Below are 24,563 nucleotides of genomic sequence, written 5' to 3'. Positions count from 1 at the left end.
ACGTATATCTCAATAACTCATAATTCGGATGATGCTTTTCACAACGGCATACAGCACAACCACAGCTGCAACCAGACAGACGATGATGAGTGTTTTCTCTTGTTTACGGAACATATACCTGCCGTCCTCCTTTTGCATGGGATGCAAATTATGGCTCTATAGACAGTTTGCAAAAGAAGTTGTTTTTTTATCCGGGAAAATTGAAAAACAAAAAAAGCCTTTCTCCTTATCACGCTTACGCGCTGAAGGGCAAAGGCTTTATCCGTAGGTCTCGTACATAAACATTATTCATGAAAAAGTGAAATACATTTCTTCATTCTTCATTAAGCTCACACCAATACGTCTTGCTTGGGCAGTCGAACCTTGAATGTACTTCCTTTGTCCGGTGCAGATATAAAGGTCAGCGTACCCTTGTGATCCTCTACAATTTTACGGGAAATGTACAACCCAATTCCTGTTCCACCAATCTGCCGATGATCCGAATTATCGACCCGATAGAATTTGTTGAACAACATGTCCTTCTCTTGCTCCGCAATACCTATTCCGTAGTCACGCACATCAAGACATAACCATTCCTCTTCTTCCCATAACGTAACATCGATACGATCGGCTCCCGGCGAATACTTGACTGCATTGCCCACCAGATTATGCAGAACCTGAACCATCCTGTTCTGGTCCGCATAAGCAAAAAAGTCTCCATTAAACGTATGCACGTAGATACGTTGGGCAGACTTCATATTCCACTGTTCGGCAACCCCTTCTACCAACTCAACCAGCGGTACATATGTCATGTGGTAAGTCATACCTTCGTTGTCGAGCCGCTGAATATCAAGTACATCATCGAGCAAACTGCTCAGCCGCTTGCCCTCCGAAGAGATGGTCTGCATGAATTCCCGCTGTTGAGCTGCCGGAAGGTCATACATCATCATTAATTCCACATATCCCATAATGGTGGCTACAGGCGTTCGAAGTTCATGAGATACCACACTGATCAGCTCATTTTTCATCCGATCCAGCCGTTCTTCTCCTGTCCGGTCACGGAACACCAGCAGAAACCCATGGTTTTTACCCGGGACATCCATCTGCTTCATGTACAAGGAAAATACACTTTTATCCACATTATTGAATATAAATTCGGTCTCGATAAACGCTGTTTCTCCATTCAGGAATGCTCTCGTCTGTTCCATCAGATTGAAGTTGTCCGTTAATACCATCGTATCAATCGCCTGCGCCAAATCTTCAATGGATCTGCCCATAAAATCACCCAAACCAAACATCTCTTCTATCCTTCGGTTGACGATGGTTATGGTCCCTGATCGATCAGACATCACGAGCCCTTCTCGTACAGATTCAATAAATTGCTCACTGATATCTCGCTGTTCCTGAATGGCAATCTTCTCATTGAACAACTCTGAGTTCAGCTTCTCCAGCGCAAGGGCATGACGTACACGATCTTCTTCTGCTCTGGTCCGCTCTGTAATATCCTTAATAAACAGGTTATATAATGTCTCATTTTTGCCCAACTGGATCTCAACAATTTTGTACTCGATCGGAAATACGGAACCATCCCGTCGGATACCTGAAATTTCTTCAACGATGGTGTATCTTTTACCTTCAACATATTCAAATCGCTCCAGCAAATTCTTGATCTCCTTGCAGCTGGCCCCTTGAAAAAGAGATGGTGCTTCCTTGTGCAGGATCACTTCTTCCCGACGCAATCCAAACATTCTTTCAGCCTCCGGATTAAACTCAACGATCAGCCCATTGGAGTCCACAGCGATAATCGCATCAATAGAAGATTCAATAATGGCACGTTTGACCTCTTCACTATTCTTGAGTTCCTTGGTACGCTCAATAACCCTGTCCTCAAGCGTTAACTTGTCGTGACGAATCTGTTCGAATTGTTCCAGCAGCACATCGGCCATTTTGCGCAAATTACCAATCAGGATCTGTACTTCGGTTACATGGCTGGTTGGCCACTCCATCTTCCCATTTCGAAACAGCAGTCTCGGAAGAGAGCCTGTCATCCTGGTCAGTCTTAACAGCGGGCTAACAACCTTACTGCTGAGAGGAGCCGCTACGATCATGGAAGCCACGATGATGATGAACAGGGATTGCAGCGTGGTCAGATAAATGGATTCGATTCGGGGGTAATACTCGGACGAGTCGGTCACAATGAATACCCGATAAGGTGTTAACCTTGTCATTTCTGCTTCATAGATAAAAGAGGCTTGTTTCCAGTGATTCAATACATCGCTGTAATGGATATTTGCCGAACTTAACAGAAAGAGATTATCCCTTGATTTCAGAAGACGGAATCTGTCCATGTCCAGGTAATCGCCCGCCTGAAGTGTATTCAATCCAGAAGCGACGACCGTATCATTCCGATCCAGCAGAATCACATTCACACCCAGTAAATGATGATAACGCGCCATATTCTGATCCATATTCTCGGAGGTAACATACTCTTCATCAATATCCTGAACAACCGCAGTTGCTGCATATTTCATATCACGTAATATGGCATCATTCATTTGACCCAATTGTCTGCGGCTATCTGCGGATAACAGTACGAGAGAAACAAATACCACAAAGGCGACTACGTATTTAAACGCAATTCTTGTTAGTGGAATGGTTCCCGTCCGCTTTGATTTGTGTTCACCCGTGGTGATCCAAAAATCAACTACAATTCCCGCAATCAGCGCATTCACCATACCAATCACAGCAATATACATATACTCATACTTCAAATCGTCTATATCTAAACCCAACATAAAATGCCCGGCATAGATAACAGGAAGTAACATCACTACCCAAAAGACAGCATTAGCCTTGATTAGGCTGCCATTCTTCCAACGGATCTGCCAAACGAGCATCCAGATTAATTCCAAGAAGTGGGCAAGCATTACAGTTAGATTGTGCGGCACAAAGCCGACAAAGACAGTATTCAGCAGATAGATGACTGTAAGGGTGACAAATCCATAGATGGCCCCATGCAAACGAAGAGCAACGAGTGCTGCCGCGCTACCAATCATAAATTGTACACCATAGAATAAAGTAAACGGAAAAATAGTGCTAAGTGAGCCCAGAATGATCAGAATGCTGGTCCCAATCCAGGGTATTCTCAGCTTCAACACGACCCAATCTAGCATATGTCTTGCCTTTATACGATCCATAAGCAATTGCCCTCATGGATCATTTTTTCTTCTGTTTTCAACAACAACGTTGGTTCCCCCTATAAACTTAAGCGGATACAATATTACTTTTTTTCCCCTTAACTCGTTCTGATCCATTATACTGTAATTAATACTTGGTGTAGCTTTGGGAAATTCTGATTGATCGGCAACCAAACTGCATTCATGCTAGAATATTGAAGTTCATTCAAAAAGCGTATTCTTTCTCTACATATACATCCTATATTTTGGGATAGAAACATTAAAAAATTTGCGGCATTTATTCGCAATTCACCTTGTTTTTTTAGCATTTTCTTAACATATTATTTTCACCAGGAGTGTGACCCTATGACTATCAAAGTACTTCTTATAGAAGATGAGAAAAATCTGGCCGACATGATTGCTTTCTTTCTTGAGGAGGAAGGATACATCACTGAACGGGTTCATCATGCCCGCGAGGCACTTCAACTGTTTCCACAATTCCAGCCGGATATTGTTGTAACGGATCTCATGCTTCCTGAAATGGATGGAAATGATCTCGTAGAAGCCTTTCGCCAGCACTCCACTGTGCCCATTCTGATGATCTCGGCAAGCACCATGCTGAATGATCGACTTCGTGCATTGCATAATGGTGCGGATGACTTTCTGTGCAAACCATTTAGTTTGAAAGAGTTGGATGCCCGGATTAAAGCACTGCTGCGAAGATCAATCATTTCCTATAAGGATAAACCGGTAAAAGAAGATAAGCAGGCAGAGGTTACTGGACATGTGAATGTGAATGAGTACAGAAGAACTCTCTTTGTGGATGGTGTTGAAATCGAGGTCACTCATATTGAGTTTGAGATTATGAAGGAATTGTACCGCAATCCCGGTAAAGTGTTCACACGCAATGAACTGATGGATCGCATCAAAGGGTCCGAACGCGCCTATCTGGATCGTACCATTGATGTTCATATCTCAAGTCTGCGTAAAAAAATTGAGCCTGACCCCAAGAACCCACGTTATATTAAGACGGTTTGGGGAACAGGCTATAAATATGTGATCTAATACGATCGTAACGCTTGAAAGTTAAACACTTTTGGCCATATCCCTCTTTTATCTCATGGATAAGATGGGTGGTATGGCTATTTCTGATTTATGGACAGACGAAGAATGCAACCAATTTTCCATATCCTTGATTAGTTGATTCGGGTCTTGCTCATTCCAAAGAATCATCTTCATCTCACCTGTACCTGTGATCTGTTGCAGGTGACGCTTCCGAATAAGGGATTTGAAATCCGTAATGACCAGTAACGGAAGATGTGGCATAAAAGCCCGAATGGCATTTGCTGCTGACACCGCTTCTTCGGCAACCTGATAATCAACAATACAATAACGGGCATTTTCCCAACTTCCCCGATGTGTTTCTATCGCAGAACCAGATGCTGAGTCCTCAATCCAGTTCCTGAACAATTGAATAATATTCTCATATGCAATACGACGTTTTCCATCCGAGAGCACGGTAATGGGTTCCATAGGTATAACCTCCAGTTGATTCTTATCTTTATTGTGCCAATTTTCGTTTAAAAATGTTTGTGCGTGAACATGAAAGAAGTGTTAACAAATTTCGTACTTCTTCACATTAAGTGTTAGAAACGTCCACTTCACTTCTGGATGATTTCGCAGATTCCACACATTGATGTAAAATAGAGAAATACCCGTTGTGATTTAATTTACGGGAAGTTAAAGATGAATCTGGTACTATAGGAGGTTACATTGATGAATATTGTTTCCATTGAACCAACACCGAGTCCAAATACGATGATGCTACATCTCGATGAACGTCTGGAGGACGGAATTCGCAAAACATATACACTGGACAACGAACGATCTGCTCCGGCGTTCATTCGCCAGATGCTTCATATTCCCGGTGTAAAGAGTGTGTTCCACACAACAGACTTTGTGGCACTTGATCGTAAAGGAAATGCCGACTGGTCCGTTATCTTGGGTGAAGTCCAAAATCGCCTTGGACAGCAAGGCATTGATCTGGACTGGATTGAATCCGAAGATGGTTCAGGCGAGCACTTCGGAGAAGCACAGGTATTTGTCCAATTCTTCCGAGGCGTACCGATGCAAATTAGGGTCAAGGCCGGGGTCAAGGAAGAACGAATCTCGTTGTCCGATCGCTTTGTCAAAGCCGTGACAGAAGTCGCCAGTGCAACAATGATCAAAGAACGCAAACTGAGTGATTACGGTGTTCGATATGGTGAATTGCCTGATATTGCACGTGAAGTTGAGCAGGAATTGGAAGCCGCTTACCCCCCGGAACGGCTGGAGCAGGTCATCAAACAGGCCATTGAACATGGTACCAAATCCGAAGAGTTCGTCGAGCGCCGCCGTGAATTGGATGGAGCCGAACTTGAAGAGGCTCTGCGAAACGAGGACTGGAATGTTCGCTATGCGGCATTTGACGGCATGGAGCCTACGGCCGAAAGACTGCCTCTCGTAGCCCATGCCTTGCATGACAACAAAATGCAGATACGTCGCTTGGCTGTCGTATACCTGGGTGACATTCGTACACCGGAAGCGATGGAATTGCTGTATGAAGCGCTTCAGGACAGTTCTCCTGCGGTACGCCGGACTGCCGGGGATACCTTGTCGGATATCGGCGATCCTGCCGCTACTCCAGCCATGACAGCAACATTATCCGATAAAAGTAAACTTGTACGCTGGCGTGCAGCACGTTTTCTCTATGAGGTCGGAACTGAAGAAGCAGAACAAGCGTTGCGAGTTGCAGCCGATGATCCCGAATTTGAAGTCAGCCTGCAGGCCAAGATGGCTCTGGAGCGGATCGAATCGGGGGAACAGGCTGCTGGAACGGTATGGCAGCAGATGGCTGGCCGTAACAAAAAAGAGGAATAGTCGTCTCTCAGACCTCACATTCCAACAATTGTTATTGCACTGGAAAACCATGCGCGTTATACTGATTGTCTGTTTACTAAACAGGACACACGGTGTTAAGTTGTGTTGTTCATAATTTCATAGACAATAGATACACCTCATCCATTGATGGTGAGGTAGAGGTCGCGGGTGCGATCAGTACGCTGATGGAGGCGCTAAGGAGCCGCTTATGAGATCAGCCGAAAGGTGTACCCGCCGAAGCTCGCTGGACGTTCCTTATACGGTCCGGTGAGCTGGGGCTGCTGTCGAAAGGCGCAGAACTGTCACGGAAGTACATTACCTTTATATAAAGGTATGAATTCTTCTGTGTTGAGCTATCTTAATCATCTGGGACATGGTGCGGACATTGAAATATTAAAGACCGCAGGCTGATGCCTGTGGTCTTTTTGTTTTTATGAGTTCAAGATCGCAAACATCAGTATATCGAATGAAGGAGTGTTTCCATGCAAGACCGCAGTAACCAAACAACAACTGGACCTTCCCTGAAAAAAGGATTACGCGCACGCCATATGACGATGATCGCCCTCGGTGGCTCGATTGGTACCGGGCTGTTTCTCGCAAGTGGTACCGCCATCTCAACCGCAGGCCCTGGTGGAGCATTAATTGCCTATGTGGCCGTTGGCATCATGGTTTATTTCCTAATGACCAGCCTTGGTGAGCTTGCTACTTTTATGCCGGACTCCGGTTCATTTAATACGTATGCCGCACGTTTTGTCGATCCTGCTCTCGGGTTCGCCATGGGCTGGAACTTCTGGTACAACTGGGCGGTAACCATTGCAGCAGAGCTTGCTGCCGCTACAGTACTCATTAAATACTGGTTCCCCGACAGTTCGTCCATGTTATGGAGCTTATTGTTTCTCGTGCTGATCTTTTCCTTGAACGTGTTGTCTGTTAAAGGCTATGGAGAGTCCGAGTACTGGTTCGCCATTATCAAAGTCGCTACCGTGATCATCTTCCTGGCCGTTGGTGTGCTCATGATCTTTGGTATTATGGGCGGAGAAGCGGTTGGTTTCAGTAACTTCACCATCGGTGATGCGCCCATCCATGGCGGATTCTTCGCCGTGTTAGGCGTATTCATGGCTGCGGGATTTTCATTCCAAGGTACCGAGCTTATCGGAGTAGCCGCCGGTGAAAGTGAAAACCCGCGCGAAAATGTACCTCGTGCAATTCGTCAGGTATTTTGGCGCATTCTGATTTTTTACATTTTGGCGATTACCGTAATCAGTCTGATCATCCCGTATACGCATCCGAACCTGCTCAAAGGTGACCTGGAGAATATCGGTGTCAGCCCGTTTACACTGGTGTTTGAGAAAGCTGGCCTCGCCATTGCAGCTTCCGTGATGAATGCCGTTATTTTAACCTCTGTACTCTCAGCCGGTAACTCAGGCATGTACGCTTCGAGCCGGGTTCTCTATGCCCTTGCCCGTGATGGTAAAGCCCCTCGTTTCCTGGGCAAGCTGAATAAAAAGGGCATTCCAATGAATGCACTTTTGCTTACAACAGCCGTTGGTATGTTGGCATTCCTTGCCTCCCTGTTCGGCGATGGGATTGTGTACACCTGGTTGTTGAATGCATCCGGTATGTGTGGTTTTATCACTTGGCTGGGTATCGCTATCAGTCATTATCGCTTCCGTCGTGCATACGTTGCACAAGGCAGGGATCTGAGCGATCTGCCTTACCGTGCACGCTGGTTCCCGTTTGGGCCTATCTTTGCTTTTGTCCTGTGCATCATCGTGATCATCGGACAGAACTACCAGGCATTCACGGGTGATCAGATCGACTGGAGTGGAGCCATCGTTGCCTACTTGAGTGTTCCCCTGTTCCTGGTATTGTGGCTTGGTTACAAATGGATCAAAAAGACCAAAGTGGTGCCGCTGCAGGAATGTGATTTCACACCTACCGATTCACCAAGTGATAAGCACTAACGAGGTAATTTTTACACTTGACACTTCGATGACAGAATAACCTTCCGATCGCTGTTATCCCCAGATTTTTTGACTCACTTTTACAAAGGTGAAAATCTGGGGATAAAGGCGAAGCGTATGCTTACGAAGTAGCTTTCTTGCAGAAAGCTTTTAGCTTCGCTTCTTCACGCTATTTCTGTCCTCTACGTTCTCATGTAAATGGTTAGTTTAACTTATACAGCTGATACAATTTACTCCATATAATAAAACCTCCCCGTGGCGTTGCAGTCTTCCTACTGTAGTGAAACGGGGAGGTTTTGTTTTGGGTCGGCTTCCCCCCTGATCAATTCCTGTACCTCCTCTCATCCCTGTCCATATTTTGTATAGATCCGTAAGTAGAATAGAGAAAGGTATACTATTTTTCTTGGACAACGGAGTTGATGTATAATGAAAAAATTCTCTATTCTGCTCGTTCTATTGGGCATCCTGATCATCAGCTTTCCTTTCCTGCGGGAAACGTATTATGACTGGCAGCAAACCCGTGTCATGAACGATCTGGAGCAATTGCAAAACGGCTTGTCTAAGCTTAATCACTCCTTCGAACAAGGCATACAGGATGCAGCTTCTGCCGAGCCGACTACTGACAATACAGGTCCAGTACAAGAGGCCTCCTCGGATACGTTGGGGGTACTATCGATTGGCAAGATTGATGTCCGCTTACCGATTCTGGAGGGTGCAACGGAGGACAATATGAAGGTAGCTGCAACCCATCTTGTCGAAACCACCCGTATCGGGAACAAAGGTAATGCTGCCATAGCCGCTCATCGCGCCCACAAAAAAGGACGGCTGTTCAATCGTCTGGGAGAACTCCAGATTGGTGATTCAATGGAAGTCACTCTGGCAGATCGAACGATTATCCAATACAAGGTAGATCAAATATCCGTTGTGGAACCAACTGACTTATCCGTGCTGGAAGATCCCGGGCTTGGACAGGTCCTTACCTTGATTACCTGTGATCCACTCGTCAATCCAACACATCGCCTAATTGTAAGAGCTATTGAAGTAGTAAATCCGGACGATGCCGGATACTGATCTTCCCTAAGGTTCTGCTGAAACAAAATAAAACACCCTCTAGTATATTCACACGGTGACTCTGGGTCACTTGTGAAGCTAGAGGGTGTTTTTATCTGAATATGATCTGTTCCTGCATTACGTGCTCGTGCAATCTAAGGCTGAAGCAGTTGTCTACGTCGGAAGTAGATGTATCCCACACTACCTAGTGCCATCAGCATCATGCCTGCCACAGTGAAAGTCCATGTGCTCTCTTCGCCTGTCTTCGGCAGCATTCCCTGTGATGCAGAGTTTCCGGTCTGCTGTGATGCAGAATTTCCATTGCCCTGTGACCCATCTGTATCCGTTCCAGCAGGAGGTGCAAGTGCACCATCCCCATCCGGTACATCTGTATCCCCAACTGGAGGTGCAGTGTCGTCACCGTTGGAATCGCCAGGCGAAGGAGGAGTTACTCCGTTATCTTCATCTGTTGGAATTTCGGTTCCGTCTTCAGGTTCAGTAGGTCCAGTAACCACTGTGCCTGGGATAGACGTTCCTGGTGTTTCCGGACCTGGTGTTACTGGTTTCTCCGGATCTGGTGTTACACCCGTAGTAGGTGTTCCCGGATTATAAGGTCCACTAGACCCACCACCCGATACCGGGATAGCCTGATTCGTTTTTTCCACAACTACGGCTTCGGTTTGTATGTTCGTAATTTCAAATGGAACTGGTGTTGTTTCCAACATGTATCCGTTAGGTGCTTTTATTTCAACCAACTGATATTTATTGATATCCAGGCCTTCAAGTACAATTTCACCTTGTTGATTGGTTGTCAGTGAAGCTTCATCTAGACCTGTTACCTTGTGGAACTCCCAATTCCCATTTGCATCCATCAATGCAGTTTGGGCCCGTAATTCAAACACAGCTCCTTGAAGGTGCTGAGTTCGACCCGCATTGGTTTTAATCAATTTCACAGAACGATCATTTTTTTTATTTTCAATGGTCAATTGAGTTTCCGGTTTGATAATAGATACAAGGGTCTCCGGCTGTTCAATAACAAAGCCTTCTGCCTTGGTCTCTACCAATGTATATGAACCATAGTCCAAACCATCGAATTCTATGATCCCATTTAGGTCGGTTACTTTTGTATCGATGACACTGTTGGAACGATCACGTAATTCGAATTCAATTCCGCTTAATACGGACTTATCCTTGGCATTTACTTTGGTAACGACAAGTTTACCGCCTGCACCCATTGCATTCGACTTCGTCAGTGTAATAATCTGAGTCTGATTCTCTACAATCGTAAACGGAATTGGTGTAGCATCCAATTGATAAAACTCAGGTGCCACGACTTCTACCAGCTCATAATCCCCTGGCAACAGTCCACCTTTGGCGATCTTCCCATCTTCCCCTGTCGTTAACTCATCGATTTTCTCTCGCGTTGCGCCGTCCTTGGAGTACAATTCGAAAGTTGCACCCTTAAGTGTCTTGGAGGAGTCAACCGCATCTACCTTGGTTAATTCAAAGCCTTGACGAATCTTTTTATTTTCAATTTCAAAAGCAATATCCGCATCCTTAAATTCAATCGTTTTACCTGAGGCAGAGCCATATTCAGGATCAACCAAGTATCCTGCCGGTGCAGATAATTCTTTTAACTTATAAGGTATACCGTTGGTTAGATTGTTTAATCGATAGTTTCTGGAGCTTTCAACCACACCATTCTCGTCCGTTGGTTTCAATGTTTCAAGAAGCGTAGTTCCAGACGCATTATAGATTGCAAATATTGCACCCTCCAGCGGAACTCCTGTATCACTGACTTTATGAATTCTGATTTTGCCCAGACCTGTAGAGGCTCCTCCACCTGCTCCAGCCAAGGAAACTTTGATTCCCGACTGATTACCTTCTCCGATTACCGAGGAAGATTGGCCTGCAAATTCAACCTTATTCTCAATTCGGGCGCCATGATCGGCATTAATATAAGACTGATATTCCAAAATGAATGCGGTATGGATATCTTTCTTGAAGGTGAAGGTAAATGTATTGCCCTCCACGTCCAATTCATAATCAGCCGGATCAACAAGTCCAGCTTTGGTGGATACATTGCCTGAATTGTTGGCAGGTAAATTGGTTGCATATAATTTCAATGAATCAGCCAATAAAATCTGGTTCTCTGACAAGGTATCTGTTAATTGATCACCCGCAGGAATGAAAGATTGACTTGGATTGATATTAACCGTCCATGATGCTTTATCCGTTGTACCTTCTTGCTTCCCTGTTTTGCGGACGTATACACCACCGTTGGCAGGTGTAACACTGGCTGATCTATTAAATCGTATTGCACCACCCTCACCATCCGTCAGAACAGCCTGGTTGGCATAAGCGCCTACGACAGAATATGGTCCATCCAGACTTGTTTGGTACTGAATGCGATAAGCCATTTTGCCCATGTTACCCAGATCCAACACAAAACCTTTACCGTCCGGGTTCAGCTGGAATTGACCAGCTGTGAGCGGAACCTCGCTACCTACAGCAGTAACATTATTGGCTCCCTGTAACTCTAACTCATGAACCTTCAATGAGCCGTCTACGAAAGATTGGTTTCCAGTGTAAGCATCCTTAAGGATTGCATCCTGAATATCAAACAAATTGTAGTTTACATCGATTGTCCAGGTGATCTTTTTATCTTTGGCGCTATATTCACCCTTTTTGTTACCATTTTGAATCGTGTAGTCTTGCGGTTTGACCGCAGCAGATTTTGTAATCGCAGTCTGTTTTACATCAGACTCTTCCCAATCGATCTTGGCTGAGTTGCGATATTCATCATTCGTTGGCATACCCACTGTGGGATCGAAGCTTGTCTTATAAGTAATAACATGCTCCGTACTGAGCGTTACGCCGTCCTTCAAGCGAAGTGAGAATCCTTTTTCATACGTTGGATCAGCCGGGTCTGGAGTCAGTTCAAAGTCGCCTTTGTTAACACCACTCACTTGAAGACTACCCGTAATCAGTTTCATATGTCTGCCTTCGTAATTGTCGGTGATGACGATATCCGTCATGTCCTGCAAATCGCGGTTCAAAACAATCTGCCATTCGATTTCTTTTGTGTTGAAGTTTTCACTTTTTACACTCTTTGCAAAAATGACTTCCTGAATGTCTCTTCGGCCTGTTTTGGAAGTACCATCATACATGTTCACTGTGTTCGTAATGGTGTCGTTTGTATAAACACGATGAATGGATAGTGTATCATATTCGATCTCATAGGCCTTTGTAATATCGTTCTTAAAATGTAATCTGAAGCCATCATCGAACCCTGTACCCATCGCTTCGAGTGTGTATTCATTCGGATTGATCAGTGTTCTGTTGGAAGCCGCTCCACTTGCATTAATGTCCACTTGATACACGTTGACGGAATTGTTGATCAGTTGCTGTTTTGCCGTATCAAAGCGGTCTTCAATCCATGCATTCGTTTGCATGATTTCTTGCTGATTGTAGTTATATTGCACTTTCCATGTGATCGTCTGTGTCACCGGATCATACGCACTATCTTGCCCTGACTTGTTCAAAGGCTCATTAAAACTCACACGAACTCGCCCAATATCTGTTTCGTCGTGCTCACTCTGATCCGTTGTAAGCGCAACCTCGTTTTGATACTCCACGTTGGTGAACGGAGCAGTGGTTGGTGCTTTAACACTCGTCGTGTAAGTCACACGATAGGCCTTATCTGTATCTCCCAATTGAATTGGAAACTGTGGTTCCGTTTTAATTACTGGGCCTTCTTTTACAGATCCATTCAATTGCACTTCCAATTCGCGAATTTCGATATCGCCCTTGAGCTCCAGCTCTGTTGGGAACGTGTCTGCAAGAACAGCATTTTTCATAGCCTTCTCGCCTTGGTTAAAATCTACGGTCCATATAATTTCATCCGAGTTGAAGTTATTTTTGTTCGCACTTCCCGATTTCTTCAACTTATCTATGGCCGTGTTGGCAAAATGCACATCAATGATGCCCTGCCCTACGGAACTAAAGTCTATCTGTTGTTTCAAACCATCTTCCATCTTGCTCTCATCGAACTTAATCCACACGTAGAAGTTGCCTTCCAGCTTCGCATGCTCGATCAGTTCATTAAAGGTAAAGATGATTGTCCCATCCGGATTCACCACATACTCCCCAACACCACCATCCAGATTACCCTTAAGCTGCGATCCGATGATGAATTTATCGGGCAAGTTAAAGGTGAAGGTAGAGCCATCGCTGTAGTTGTGGTTGTCATCTGCAAGTCCCCATGTAAAGACTACAGCCACCTCATCCTGAATGCGTGGTCGAATATCCTCGATTTTATCTCCTTTGACTTCAATCGTGCCATTCCCGTTGTCTTCTGGTGCCTGATTGTACATCTGCACACTGGTAATCAATTGATCTGTAATTACCGGGCCTGCAGCTGCCATTGCTAAACTGCTCTGGTTGAGGTCTCCCTCCTCCTCTTCTTCCGGAGTGGCAGCAACCTCAACGTTGTTCACCTCTTCCGAACCTGCCAAAACTTCTTCTGACGCTGTATCGCTGATTGCACTGGCTGGCAAATTAGTTAATTCATCCTGAGCATGCATGGTTGGTGTAAATATCCACCCCTGCATCATTTGCGTGACCAGCAACAGAGCAATGATCACTATGCTCACTTTTTTCCTCATTTTTTGCATATCCTCCTCGTACGTAGTGTTGGCATACGCCGAAGATTAGAATAGCAAAGCGACATATACAAAAAATAGACAACACTAAAACCCTCATCTTTGAACACAAAATTGAACACAAAAAAGGATACTCCTCAAGCGGAGTATCCTGTTCAAATTGTTGTTATAGTGTCCAGTTAATTTTGACGCGCAGATCCGCAGTACCTTCCATTTTGGACACATAATAAGATATCGATTTCATGCCAAGCTGGTACAAATCCTGCAAATCTTCAATCAGTCCAGCCTCCGTACCCTTGTACCTGAACGTGAGCGAGGTTCCGCCTTCCTTCAGTGTACTTTGAACCTTGGTCTTCAGCGCAGCATGGCCTTTGACGGCATCCTGTTCATCATACAGGGAATAGTCCAGAGCGTGGTACAGCTTCTGATATGCGGCTTTTTTGCTATCTCCTGCCTTCACCAGCTTTAATAAAGCTTCTCGATATGGGGCTGGCGCAGCGGGGTACTTGCTTTTGCCTGTCCAGATATGGTCACGTGCCATCTCATCATCACTCAGCAAATAATAGCTGTGGCTAACCTTACCTTTGCGGTCAGGGGTAGGATCATCCCAGGTGGTGTCCATGTGATACCACTTGCCGTCCAGGTTCACGATATTCCAGGCATGAAGCTGGCCGCCCGCTGTACCTTCCACAATCCGGTTATCGATACCTACTCGCTCCAGCATCCGATAGGCCAACAGCGAATATCCCTGACATACGGTACTGCCTGTAACAAGCCCGTCGTAGGCCGTATATTTCTTGAGCGAAGTATCGTAGGAAAGGTTAAGCACAATCCAGTCATGGATGACCTTGACCTTCTCATGATCCGTCATGCCTGGTTTGATGATTTCTTTCAACACGTTTGTGACTTTACGATTCACATAATCGGTCTGCTCCTTGGTCTCCCGATAGGAGAGAGTCACATGCACCTCGGCTGACACATTGGAGCCTTTATAATTAAATGCATAACTTTTAACGGTATATTGGATATAGGGGTCACTCTTCATTGCCTCATCGATGGAGGTTTGTAATTGTTTTTTGAGGCCTTTCACATTGCCTTTGTATGTAAAAACAAGTTCCTCCGTTCGCTGTGACATTGCGGTAAGCAAGGTCTGGCGCAAATCTGTTGCCGTGGATATATCTGATGTCCCTGATGCAGCATAAAGTTGATCCAGATCAACCGTACGTGGTAACGCTACAGCAATCAGACAGCCTGCCAGCAGTATGGTGATAATTCGTTTCCCGTTCTTACCCATGAAAGGAACCCACCCTTCTTTGCAAAGTTCTCACGCCCTATTGTATCACAAAAGGCTCTGTCGTCATTCTTCTATATCATTTCAACTAAAGAATATTTACACTAACACTCCGATGTCAGAACAACTTTCCGATCGCTGTGTAAATGTTAGTTAAAATGATAAATTTTTGTAAAAATTAAATCAAAAGAGACCTTCTATGGAAGGTCCCTTTGATCTTCAGTACAATCAATCACGATTATCCGTTATTTTCATCCTATGATTCGCTTGGGCATGATATGAGTGATTCTCGTCTAATACAGACGATTACCACTCATAAACGTATCTGTTTTACCTTGAAGCTTCGCCAGCCGTTCCAATACCTGTGACGCTTCAGCTACCGTCACTTTGCGTGCAGGCATGAATCGTCCTTCAATCGAAGGAAGCAATCCCAGCTTCAAACTCAGGGAAACCGCTCCCTTACTCGTAATGGCACTTGCATCCGCAATGTTGGGAAGATCCGATGGCAACGTATAGAATCCGGCCAGCTTTTCATAACGTAAAATACGTACAAGCAGCACTGCCAATTCTTCACGTGTCATCTCTTCCTGCGGATTCAAATTCTGTTCAGGGTCCACTCCGGCAAGCCAGCGCTGATCGATTAATGCCCGAACTGCCTTATAATACGGGCTGTCAGGTGTCACATCAGCGTATAACTTGTCATCTCTGTCCCCACTGTAGTACAGATCCATATTTGGATTAATCGCTCTTGCCAGATAGTTAAACCAATCTCCTCGGGTGATCACACGATCCGGGAATACGCGTCCCTGCTCATCAGCAAGCAATACGCCATGCTGTGTCATATTGCGTAGAGCTGCTTCGGCCACATGACCCAAGATGTCCGTAGGTTCAGCCTTGGTTGCAGAGTTTGTGTCCCCGTATAAAAGCTTCCAGTCCCCTGTGTTCGCATCAAGCGCTTCATAGTTGCCATAGATCGAATTCTCATCACGTGTAGGCATATAAGCAAGGTTCACCCCCGCTGGGATGACTTGACCACCGTTCGTACCATATCCGCCATAACGGGAATATGCTAGGATCAGCTTGAACTCCTCCAGATAGAGTGCCTTGGCCTCTTCATAACTGATGGCTGGCTTAACATCTGCCGGCAGTTGTTCAGGCGTTGCTGCAATACGTGTATAGAACTCGTTAATCGTCCCGTTGTTCAACACCTGTACTTGTGCCGTATCTTCCTTAACCGGAATTCCGTTCAGATAACGCTGGAACAAAAATGTGCGAGCATCATCCACCTCAATCACATTAGCCAGTCGGAACTGCTCCGTTGCGTCTGGAACTAGCGCAATCACTGTGTCCATCGCCAGTTTCTCAGCCTGCTTCCGGGTTACCAATTTGCCTGCCTTCTCCTCAGCCGGCTTCTCCTGTACCATCTCCGGTCCGATTCGTTGCATCATCGTATAGCTGTAGATCTGCCCGGTAACTGCATCTACCTGTGCTGAGATATCCCGCATGAACATATAGGACATATTGGCACTTCGATCACTCCAGCTCAGACTCCACACCTGATTGTTCGGACTTGAGTAATATCCCTTGCCCAGCTGGCTATGTTCCAGCTTATAACCCTTGGGAATATCAAAGTTTGTTGCGACCCGATTGGCGGCCTGTTGAACATTTAACCTCGTACCATTGGCCGGGACAAAAGGCGTTACATCACCTTTCAACTTCGTATCCTGCTGCAAAGAATCTTCATCCACAGCTTTACCTGTTAATGTATTAATCCGTTCCAACGTATTGGCTTCAATCGGAACGATACTGATGTTTTTTGGTGTATATGCAAGATAATACTGCTGACCCTGTTTGGAAGATAGACGATCTTTGGCGATATAAGCCAGTTCCACATCGAACTGTTCTTCAAACTGCTTTCTGGCCTTCTCTTCTGAAGCTGCCGGTTTCGATGAGGGATACTTGGCTTCAATAGTACCTCGTGAGTAACCTGTCACCAAACCACTTTCATCCACATTAATGTAGACTGTCTCTGCGTCAGATAACAATCCATCATGTTTTAACTGGTACCCGTATCGATACTCTGTTCTGCCAAACAACGACTCTTGTTCGATGGAAGAATACAGATCTCCAAGCGGAGCATATTCATTGTCCTTAAGACCTGGAATCGCTTGGTACAACAGTGCCACGGCCTTTTCTTCAGCTTCAGCTTTGGTTAGCTTCACATCCGATTCCGAGACATGTTTGTCCAGGATATCCGACGGCAAATGTACACTTAACACTTCCCCTGTGCCTGCATGTACAGTTCCACTGAATCCCGACGTATGATTGCCTTGTGTAATCTGAAATCCGATCTCCCACGCCTTGTAGTCTGGCGGTGGATAGGAATTAGGTGAATCGAATCGTGCAGATGAGATCGTTGCTTTTTTTAATAATGGAAATAATTTCAGTATATTTTCACTGGCTTGCCTGGATGAGATTTTTGCTCCCTCAGGCACGTCATTGCTCGTTGCGTCTAGTTGTTCATTTTCCCCCGTTGTCGCTTCGGTCAACTGTTCTGCTTGCGCGGCTGATGCACTGCCTGCAAAACCTGGTGTTTGCGAAGCAAGCAGCAGTGTTGCCATCGCTGCGGTTGTTGCTTTGGTTGCGAACATTTTCAAACGTAAATTAAACTTCCAATTCAAACTCAAATCTCGACCTCTCCCTTCAATTTCATACAAAGAAGCATAACAAATAACCTCGCATGAATATTGCCAGTCTATTCTATGATACCATAAGCTTCCTTTTTAATCGTCGTTTTCCGGGCAATTTAACAAATGTGAATTTCTGCATATTGCTAATAACAGCAAAAAAAACGCCAACCACGTTGGCGTTTTCTCTGTTAGCCTGCACTCTTATGTAGGCTGATTCTACCTTTTTAACTACTCGCTATAGACGAATCGTTCGGCTTCGCCTGACCTTGAACATGGGTTTTCAAAAAGGGAATAACGGTATCCCAGAAGGCGGGATCTTCCTCGGAACAACTGTGTCCTCCACTGTTGACCCATAGATGTTCAACAGGCGGATCGGCTTTGGACATAAAATATTCAAGCTCACTCGGGGGAATGAAATTATCTCCCTTGGAGTGCACCATAAGCATCGGCAGTTGCATCCCCCTGCGCCGTTCATTCAGCATCACCACTGGATCACGCTGACGATAGGATTTCAGAGATTCACCCAGTCGCCAGAACCAGATTCTCGGAATTAACTGGGCCAGTGGAAACAAGGGCAGACGCCGTCGTCTCAGCTCTGAACTGACGATTACCTCAAATTGCGATGGCATCGAGTCCGTAATCACTGCTGATACAGGAATCCCCTCCGTCACTGCAAGAATCGTACCCAGTCCCCCCAAAGAATGTCCAAGTACTCCGATGGCATCCGCATCAATCTCTGGTCGTGCAGTCGTATACTGCAACGCCGCGAGCAGATCATCCCGGAACAGGTAGGCAGATGCAGCACGAACCGGATCACTGGCCCCATGACTACGTACATCATACATAAACAGGGCATATCCTGCTTCCCAGATCGGACGTGCGTAACGAAGAACACGGGAGCGATTGGAGCCCCAGCCATGAGCAATAATAACGAGCGGCCATGGTTTCGGAATGTCGGCTCTGGCCGGGATGAACCAGCCATGCACCCGACCTCCCCCACTGTCAAAGGTCACATCCTCAAATGGCATTGGGGGGGTGAGTGTGATTGGAATCTTCTTGGGTGTCTGGCTCTTTACCGCTGCTTTCCATAATCCACCTGCCGTTACTGCGGCCACAGCGAGCATGCCGCCTATCATTGTTTTAGCTTTCACAGGGCATCTCTCCTCTCCGAATTCTGGCATACATCCATCATAAAACAATAGAATGAACGGTACGTTAAAGGACATCAGTTTTTATGATAAAGATTGATCTAACAATTAATTTAAAGGCGTCTTCATATATATACCCAAATATACATATCCCTTATATGACACTGGAGTTTAGGCTTCAGCTGCTTCCACAAATCTCCGTGCACATGCTGCAATCTGCTCATGATCTCCTGCTACAAGAGCTTCTCGTGGTAAAAGTGCACTTCCCAGACCCACTGCAGCAGCGCCTGCTGCGTAATAATCAGCAATATTCTCCAGTGTGGCACCACCTGTTGCCAACAGTGGAATATGATTCAGTGGAGCTTTGATCTCCCGCAGATACGGTATGCCCAGACTCGCCATCGGAAACAGCTTCACAACACGTGCTCCCGCCTCATGGGCTGCGACAATCTCCGTTGGTGTCATGGCTCCAGGCCAGATCTCGACACCATGTTCTACAGCATATTCAATGACAGACAGATCGACATTGGGGGACACCAGAAATTGTGCTCCTGCAGCGACTGCTTCCTTCGCCATCTGCACATTCAGTACCGTACCCGCTCCAACAAAAGCCTTTCCTTCATGCCGCTCACGCCAGTCTGCAATAATATCATGTGCTCCAGGTGTGTTCAGTGTGACTTCCATCAGTCGGATGCCACCACCTGTCATACCTTGTCCAGCTGTTACTGCCGCTTCGCGGCTTATACCACGCACAATTGCGACCAGCCTCGACTCCAATAGAACATCTGTTAGATTCATATCCAGTTCCCCTTGCTTCATCAATTCGGCAGCCGAAGACAGGCAATCATGGTCACCGCTTTTCCGTTACTATTATTGTAAAGCATATCCTCCCCTGGATGAAATACATTAATCCATTTGTGAAGTGAATCCGTCTGTCACCAACTTTATGATGTACTTTTATCACAATGCAAAAAACCTCTCCATGGAAACGGGGCTGATTCACCCACTTAATTCCACGAAAGAGGCCAAATTTCGACTGAAAATGCTAAGCATTTTCCATTACGTTATCCTTCTCCAGATCTTTAAAGTAACGATCGTTATATAACATGCTCGGATGTGTTGGATGATAGGCGAGTGCGATATCATTATGTTCCCGGGCCTTGGCACGGTTACCCATCCGGTCATAACACACACATAGTTGCAGATGCGGCATCCAGGTCCAGGCTGCTTCATTCAGCACCACCATAGGATCATCAGGACGTACAGCACGAGTCGCCTGTTCATACCAGAACAGGGCCTTGCGATAATCTTCACGGTCGGCAAAATAACCACCCAATCGACAGCAAATCTCGGCTCTTGGCAAATCATAGGCAAATGATCGGAACAACGCCGTGACTTCCTGTTCCGGACGTTTAAGTGCAGCTTCACAATCCGCAATTTTCTGGCAAGCAGCGATCTGATCTTCCACCCAGCCCAGCCCGGTATCCAGAAACTTCTCATAGTACTTCACCGCATCCTCATGCTGTCCATGGTCCTTCAGCTCATTACCGAAATAGTACAAGTCACGTGGCCCGAATTCCTCTCCGGCCTGTTCCCTTTTGCGATAGATCCGCAGATTCCGATCGGTATACTCCTTATCTTTCTTGTGGGTAACCGCTATATCACTATGCAGCAGATTGCCCGCTACAGCGAGGTATTCGTGCACCGCGCCAATCCAGCGAAATTGTCGATCCCGACGCACCAGACGATTCCGGCGCAGGCTGTAGGCTACCTTGCCATCTGCTGTGAATGACAGATTGTAATCCATCGTGACACTATCAACATCCGGGTCCAGCGAACGTTTCAGGGCAATAAGCTTCGCCCGATCTTCCGCTTCAAATACATCGTCGGCATCCAGCCACAGAATATATTCGTTCTTCGCCTGATCGAAGGCAAAGTTGCGTGCTGCTGCAAAATCATCCACCCATTCAAAATCAACGATACGATCCGTATATCTGGAAGCAATCTGACGGGTACGATCCGTTGAACCGGTATCCACGATTACAATCTCATCGGCAATGCCGTTGACCGAGTCCAGACATCTGGCGAGCGAAGCTTCTTCATTTTTCACAATCATACACAGGGTAATACTGATTGTCTCTTCGCCTCGTCTAGCCCTGCGGTTAAAGGCGGATACCCCCGGCAGTTCGGACAATCGATAAATGTGGTACGCGGGGAGATGAGTATCGACGAACAAACGAAAACCCAGTGCTTGAGCACGGATGCAGAAATGACGGTCTTCGCCCCAGAAGGATACATTCGGAATCTGGTCATATGAAACTCCTGCTGCCAGAACATTTTTGCGAATAAGGGTACACGCCCCTAACCCTCCAACTTCATAACAACCCGGAATCCGTAGCTGATTCAGAAAAGCAGTCGTTTGAGTGCCCTCGTCCTCCGCCTCGGTTCCGTCTACTGTTTTGCCACCGCGGCGATACAAGGCATACTCATCTTGCAGCCATACCTGCGGCATTTCCCTGGCATCTGGCTGCCAGCGGGTCCAAAAGATATTGGATACAATGTCTTTGCCACTCGATACAAGTTGCTCCAGCGTCCGCGGATGCAACACCAAGTCAGAATCAATCAGGAAAACCGCATCGTAGTGATTGTCGCGTGCATATTGCAATATGCGATTTTTCAAACCAGCTACACGCCAAATCTGCTCATCCTGCCAATAGTGTCCTCCCTCATCCTTGGTGTACACCCCTTTGTTGTCAGAACTACCGCTGCCACGTTCATCTGCTTGAATAACCTTCCCTTCATGCTGAAGCACAAATTCACCCAATATATTCGATGCGGCTTCTTCCACGTTATCGTCAACAAACAGATAATCCGTCTTCACCGTTGTTCGTTCCAGTGCATGCAAAGAATCCAGAAATTCACGGAGCACCGGAGTTGTCTGGCGAACCGGGCTGGCGATCAGTATTCGCTCCTCTTTTTGATTCTCTTTCTCATGTGAATTCAGCTCTATTTGAGGTTGGGGTTCTTCTTGCGATTGGTGTAACGGGTCTTTCTTCAACGTGCTCACTCCCCCTCTCCTTATTCGAACCATGCCAACAGTCGTGGCTCTTGATCCAATATCGATTCATACTGTTCCTTCCAACCGTATCTTGCTTCAGGGTCCAGTGCTTGATAGCGTTCATATTTGCGGATGCGATCTTCTTCCCGTGCCCACCCATAATGCTTCACCCGGGGAGCATGACAGCCATAAGTCCAATGCTGGATCGTTAACGGAAAGCGCCCACAATGCTGAGGTGTTTCCTTCCATTCATAGCTCATCCCCGGGTGATAACGAATCAGAAATGGCCGATAGTAGGCATGCGCCCGCCAGAACTCATCTTCCCGGTAATGCGTATCACTCCACATATCAAACAATCTGAAATAAATCGCATCCTCGTTGCCACTGAGCAACAGATCGCGTACAGCCCCAAAGTCACTGGTTAGAATCTCATCCGCATCCAGATTCAAAATCCACTCCGGATCGGTCGCCACGGTCTCTTTCCATTGTTGTTTTCTCAGGCTTACCTCGTCTGCAAAACGTGAAGCAGCGTTCTCCACTAATACGAGTGGAATACCGTCCAGAAGTTCCCTGCACAGCGCGACCGTTCCATCTGTACTTCCGTCATCAATGATTACTGCACGATCAATCCAAGGACGATGTCTCTCCAGTGCCTGCCTGAGATAGCGATTCTCTTCATTACGAACGATCATCGATAAGGTAATATGTGGTCTTCCATGTTCCTCATGTCCATCCAAAGCTTCACCCCCATGCTCAAGCTTCTACCTATTAAAATGTCCGACACACGATGCCTGGACGAATCACAATCCTCTATTCCCAATCTATGCAGAGCCGGAATGCGGATATGCAGGCCAAAGAAACCTTTCATGGGGTTAATCTTGATGAACGACAAAAAAGCACCCGCCTTCGCGGATGCTTTCAAATGTAATCATGAGATTAATGTAGTGAAATAAATGAATTAACGGTATTCAGCCAAACGATCATTGAGACTACGTGTCTGTCCATAGACTTCCTGGTACAGTGCAAACAATCCATCATAGACGGCAACCGTTTCCGGGTTCGGCTCATAGGACTTCGCTGGACGAATAAACGCTGTCGCACATTCCTGCAGTGATGGGAACCAGCCACAGCCATAGGCAGCCAGCATCGCTGCCCCCATCGCAGGACCCTGTTCGCTCTCCAGCTTCACAATCGTGGCGTTAAAGACATCCGCCTGCATTTGCAACCAAGCTTCGTTCTTGGCACCGCCACCGATGGAGATGACTTCATTGACTGTTTTGCCTGCACCACGCAGAATATCAATGGACTCGCGCAGCGAGAAGGTAATGCCCTCCATCACCGCACGTCCAAAGTGCTCCAGCTTGTGCCCTGCATCCATTCCGATGAAGCTGCCACGGATATTCGCATCCGGATGAGGTGTACGCTCCCCAACGATATATGGTGTGAACAACAATCCGTTGCTGCCCGCCGGAACCTGATCGATGCCCTGCAAGAGCACATCAAATGATTTGTCCGCTGCAAACGTATCCTTGAACCAGGACAAGCTATATCCTGCGGCAAGCGTTACCCCCATAATATAGAAGGCATCTTTCTCCCCGTGATTAAAAAAGTGTACTTTGCCTTCGAAATCGAGATCTTTACGCTCTTCGTAGGAAAGCACAACCCCGGACGTTCCGATGCTGCACATCGTCTGTCCTTCACTCAGAATGCCTGCGCCAATGGCACCACAAGCATTATCCGCACCACCTGCGTATACTTTTGTCGCAGTCGCCAGACCCGTTTGATCCGCAATCTCAGGCAGCAAGGTGCCCACTTCCTCAAACGATTCCACAAGACGTGGACAAAGGGAGATCGGCAGCTCGAATGCTTCTGCAATCTCGTTGCTCCACTGCTTGCCTGCAACGTCCAGCAGCAAAGTTCCCGCTGCATCGGAATAATCCATAGCGTAATCCCCGGTCAGGCGATAACGCACATAGTCTTTTGGCAACAGAAACAAGGATGCTTGCTGTAACAATTCAGGCTCGTTCTCCTGAACCCACAGAATTTTCGGCAAGGTGAATCCTTCCAGTGCACGGTTCCGGGCAATGCTTAACAGCTTGCTGTCCAGCACTTTTTCGATGCGACGGCACTGAGCTGTAGTACGTGTATCGTTCCACAGGATTGCATTTCGCAGCGGTTTACCTTCTACATCCACCAAGACCAGTCCGTGCATCTGACCGGAGAAGCTCAATCCCTCGATTTCCGAAGGCTGCACGCCAGACACTTCCAGCAACTTACGCAAGGAAACAATGGTCTGCTCTACCCAATCTTCGGGATTTTGTTCACTGTATCCGGCCTTGGGCTGGTACAACGGGTATGCCTCGGATGCTTCAAATGCCACTTTTCCTTCACGATTGACCAACACGGTTTTGACCGCGCTGGTTCCCAGATCGACACCAATTACGTAACTCATAGGTTAACTCCTCTCGTTTGTAACAGGATTGTATAAATGAAACCTTGATGCTCATGTGGTCACTCCTTGATCAGAAAACCCTCGGATCGCCGTCACCCCGGATTTCCTTCATACCCTTTAGCAAGGGTGAAATCCGGGGATAAATGCGACCGCTTTGCTTCCTCAGGTCCTT

At 46.4% G+C, this 24,563-nt stretch carries 14 protein-coding genes and 1 riboswitch; of the genes, 4 read left to right on the top strand and 10 right to left on the bottom strand.

The genetic code is table 11. The features are described 5' to 3' along the window. Positions 1-329: 329 nt before the first annotated feature. Positions 330-3,176, bottom strand: coding sequence for a PAS domain-containing sensor histidine kinase (locus tag FE296_RS03225; protein WP_150364213.1), 2,847 nt, complete (start codon positions 3,174-3,176; stop codon positions 330-332). A 345-nt stretch (positions 3,177-3,521) separates the two neighbouring features. Between FE296_RS03225 and FE296_RS03220 the strand changes: the two genes are divergently transcribed. Next, the gene (locus FE296_RS03220; protein WP_036668013.1) at positions 3,522-4,220 is read left to right on the top strand and encodes a response regulator transcription factor; all 699 of its coding nucleotides are present in this window, start codon (positions 3,522-3,524) and stop codon (positions 4,218-4,220) included. Between the two features lie 48 nt (positions 4,221-4,268). Here FE296_RS03220 and FE296_RS03215 read toward each other — a convergent pair whose 3' ends face one another. Continuing rightward, positions 4,269-4,688 carry a hypothetical protein gene (locus FE296_RS03215; protein ID WP_124118121.1) on the bottom strand — a complete coding sequence of 140 codons (420 nt, stop codon included), beginning with the start codon at positions 4,686-4,688 and terminating at the stop codon, positions 4,269-4,271. Positions 4,689-4,931: 243 nt separating this feature from the next. On the opposite strand from FE296_RS03215, the gene FE296_RS03210 reads away from it, so the two are divergent. The 3 genes from FE296_RS03210 to FE296_RS03200 all read left to right on the top strand — a co-directional run bounded on the left by FE296_RS03210 (position 4,932) and on the right by FE296_RS03200 (position 9,109). Then, complete coding sequence (locus tag FE296_RS03210; protein ID WP_047841582.1) at positions 4,932-6,074, top strand: virulence factor; 1,143 nt, start codon at positions 4,932-4,934, stop codon at positions 6,072-6,074. A gap of 148 nt (positions 6,075-6,222) precedes the next feature. Beyond that, a riboswitch (Lysine riboswitch) is annotated at positions 6,223-6,438 on the top strand. A 118-nt stretch (positions 6,439-6,556) separates the two neighbouring features. Next, positions 6,557-8,038, top strand: coding sequence for an amino acid permease (locus tag FE296_RS03205; protein ID WP_150364212.1), 1,482 nt, complete (start codon positions 6,557-6,559; stop codon positions 8,036-8,038). 426 nt (positions 8,039-8,464) lie between these two features. Then, a complete protein-coding gene (locus FE296_RS03200; protein WP_124118123.1) occupies positions 8,465-9,109 on the top strand; it encodes a class D sortase in 645 nt (214 codons plus the stop codon). A 134-nt stretch (positions 9,110-9,243) separates the two neighbouring features. On the opposite strand, the gene FE296_RS03195 is transcribed toward FE296_RS03200, so the two are convergent. From FE296_RS03195 to xylB, 8 genes are all read right to left on the bottom strand, one after another. Beyond that, positions 9,244-13,755: a collagen binding domain-containing protein gene (locus FE296_RS03195; RefSeq protein ID WP_190945010.1), complete on the bottom strand. Its 4,512-nt coding sequence runs from the start codon at positions 13,753-13,755 to the stop codon at positions 9,244-9,246. 163 nt (positions 13,756-13,918) lie between these two features. Then, entirely contained in the window at positions 13,919-15,046 is a 1,128-nt protein-coding gene (locus FE296_RS03190) for a transglutaminase domain-containing protein (protein WP_124118125.1), read from the bottom strand. A gap of 290 nt (positions 15,047-15,336) precedes the next feature. Continuing rightward, on the bottom strand, positions 15,337-17,730 hold the full coding sequence (locus FE296_RS03185; RefSeq protein ID WP_124118126.1) for an S-layer homology domain-containing protein: 2,394 nt from the start codon (positions 17,728-17,730) through the stop codon (positions 15,337-15,339). A gap of 227 nt (positions 17,731-17,957) precedes the next feature. After that, complete coding sequence (locus FE296_RS03180; RefSeq protein WP_223868754.1) at positions 17,958-18,884, bottom strand: alpha/beta hydrolase; 927 nt, start codon at positions 18,882-18,884, stop codon at positions 17,958-17,960. Between the two features lie 168 nt (positions 18,885-19,052). Next, a complete protein-coding gene (locus tag FE296_RS03175; RefSeq protein ID WP_124118127.1) occupies positions 19,053-19,679 on the bottom strand; it encodes a bifunctional 4-hydroxy-2-oxoglutarate aldolase/2-dehydro-3-deoxy-phosphogluconate aldolase in 627 nt (208 codons plus the stop codon). A 247-nt stretch (positions 19,680-19,926) separates the two neighbouring features. After that, positions 19,927-20,997: a glycosyltransferase gene (locus FE296_RS34005; RefSeq protein ID WP_150364230.1), complete on the bottom strand. Its 1,071-nt coding sequence runs from the start codon at positions 20,995-20,997 to the stop codon at positions 19,927-19,929. Positions 20,998-21,959: 962 nt separating this feature from the next. Further along, positions 21,960-22,676 (bottom strand): glycosyltransferase family 2 protein, encoded by a 717-nt coding sequence (locus FE296_RS03165; RefSeq protein ID WP_223868753.1) that lies wholly within the window; start codon positions 22,674-22,676, stop codon positions 21,960-21,962. A gap of 221 nt (positions 22,677-22,897) precedes the next feature. Continuing rightward, a complete protein-coding gene (gene xylB, locus FE296_RS03160; RefSeq protein WP_124118128.1) occupies positions 22,898-24,391 on the bottom strand; it encodes a xylulokinase in 1,494 nt (497 codons plus the stop codon). Positions 24,392-24,563 lie beyond the last annotated feature (172 nt).

The sequence above is a fragment of the Paenibacillus sp. UASWS1643 genome (assembly GCF_008693195.1).
Lineage (GTDB): Bacteria > Bacillota > Bacilli > Paenibacillales > Paenibacillaceae > Paenibacillus > Paenibacillus amylolyticus_B.
The sequence above is the reverse complement of the archived record's forward strand: the minus strand, read 5'-3'. Positions and strand labels throughout refer to the sequence as shown.

Bases quoted from the DNA above. Each gene is read 5' to 3' on its own strand.
- FE296_RS03195 (WP_190945010.1), bottom strand. From the start codon at position 13,755: ATGAGGAAAAAAGTGAGCATAGTGATCATTGCTCTGTTGCTGGTCACG.
- FE296_RS03215 (WP_124118121.1), bottom strand. From the start codon at position 4,688: ATGGAACCCATTACCGTGCTCTCGGATGGAAAACGTCGTATTGCATAT.
- FE296_RS34005 (WP_150364230.1), bottom strand. From the start codon at position 20,997: ATGATTGTGAAAAATGAAGAAGCTTCGCTCGCCAGATGTCTGGACTCG.
- FE296_RS03190 (WP_124118125.1), bottom strand. From the start codon at position 15,046: ATGGGTAAGAACGGGAAACGAATTATCACCATACTGCTGGCAGGCTGT.
- FE296_RS03200 (WP_124118123.1), top strand. From the start codon at position 8,465: ATGAAAAAATTCTCTATTCTGCTCGTTCTATTGGGCATCCTGATCATC.
- FE296_RS03175 (WP_124118127.1), bottom strand. From the start codon at position 19,679: ATGAATCTAACAGATGTTCTATTGGAGTCGAGGCTGGTCGCAATTGTG.
- xylB (WP_124118128.1), bottom strand. From the start codon at position 24,391: ATGAGTTACGTAATTGGTGTCGATCTGGGAACCAGCGCGGTCAAAACC.
- FE296_RS03210 (WP_047841582.1), top strand. From the start codon at position 4,932: ATGAATATTGTTTCCATTGAACCAACACCGAGTCCAAATACGATGATG.
- FE296_RS03220 (WP_036668013.1), top strand. From the start codon at position 3,522: ATGACTATCAAAGTACTTCTTATAGAAGATGAGAAAAATCTGGCCGAC.
- FE296_RS03225 (WP_150364213.1), bottom strand. From the start codon at position 3,176: ATGGATCGTATAAAGGCAAGACATATGCTAGATTGGGTCGTGTTGAAG.
- FE296_RS03205 (WP_150364212.1), top strand. From the start codon at position 6,557: ATGCAAGACCGCAGTAACCAAACAACAACTGGACCTTCCCTGAAAAAA.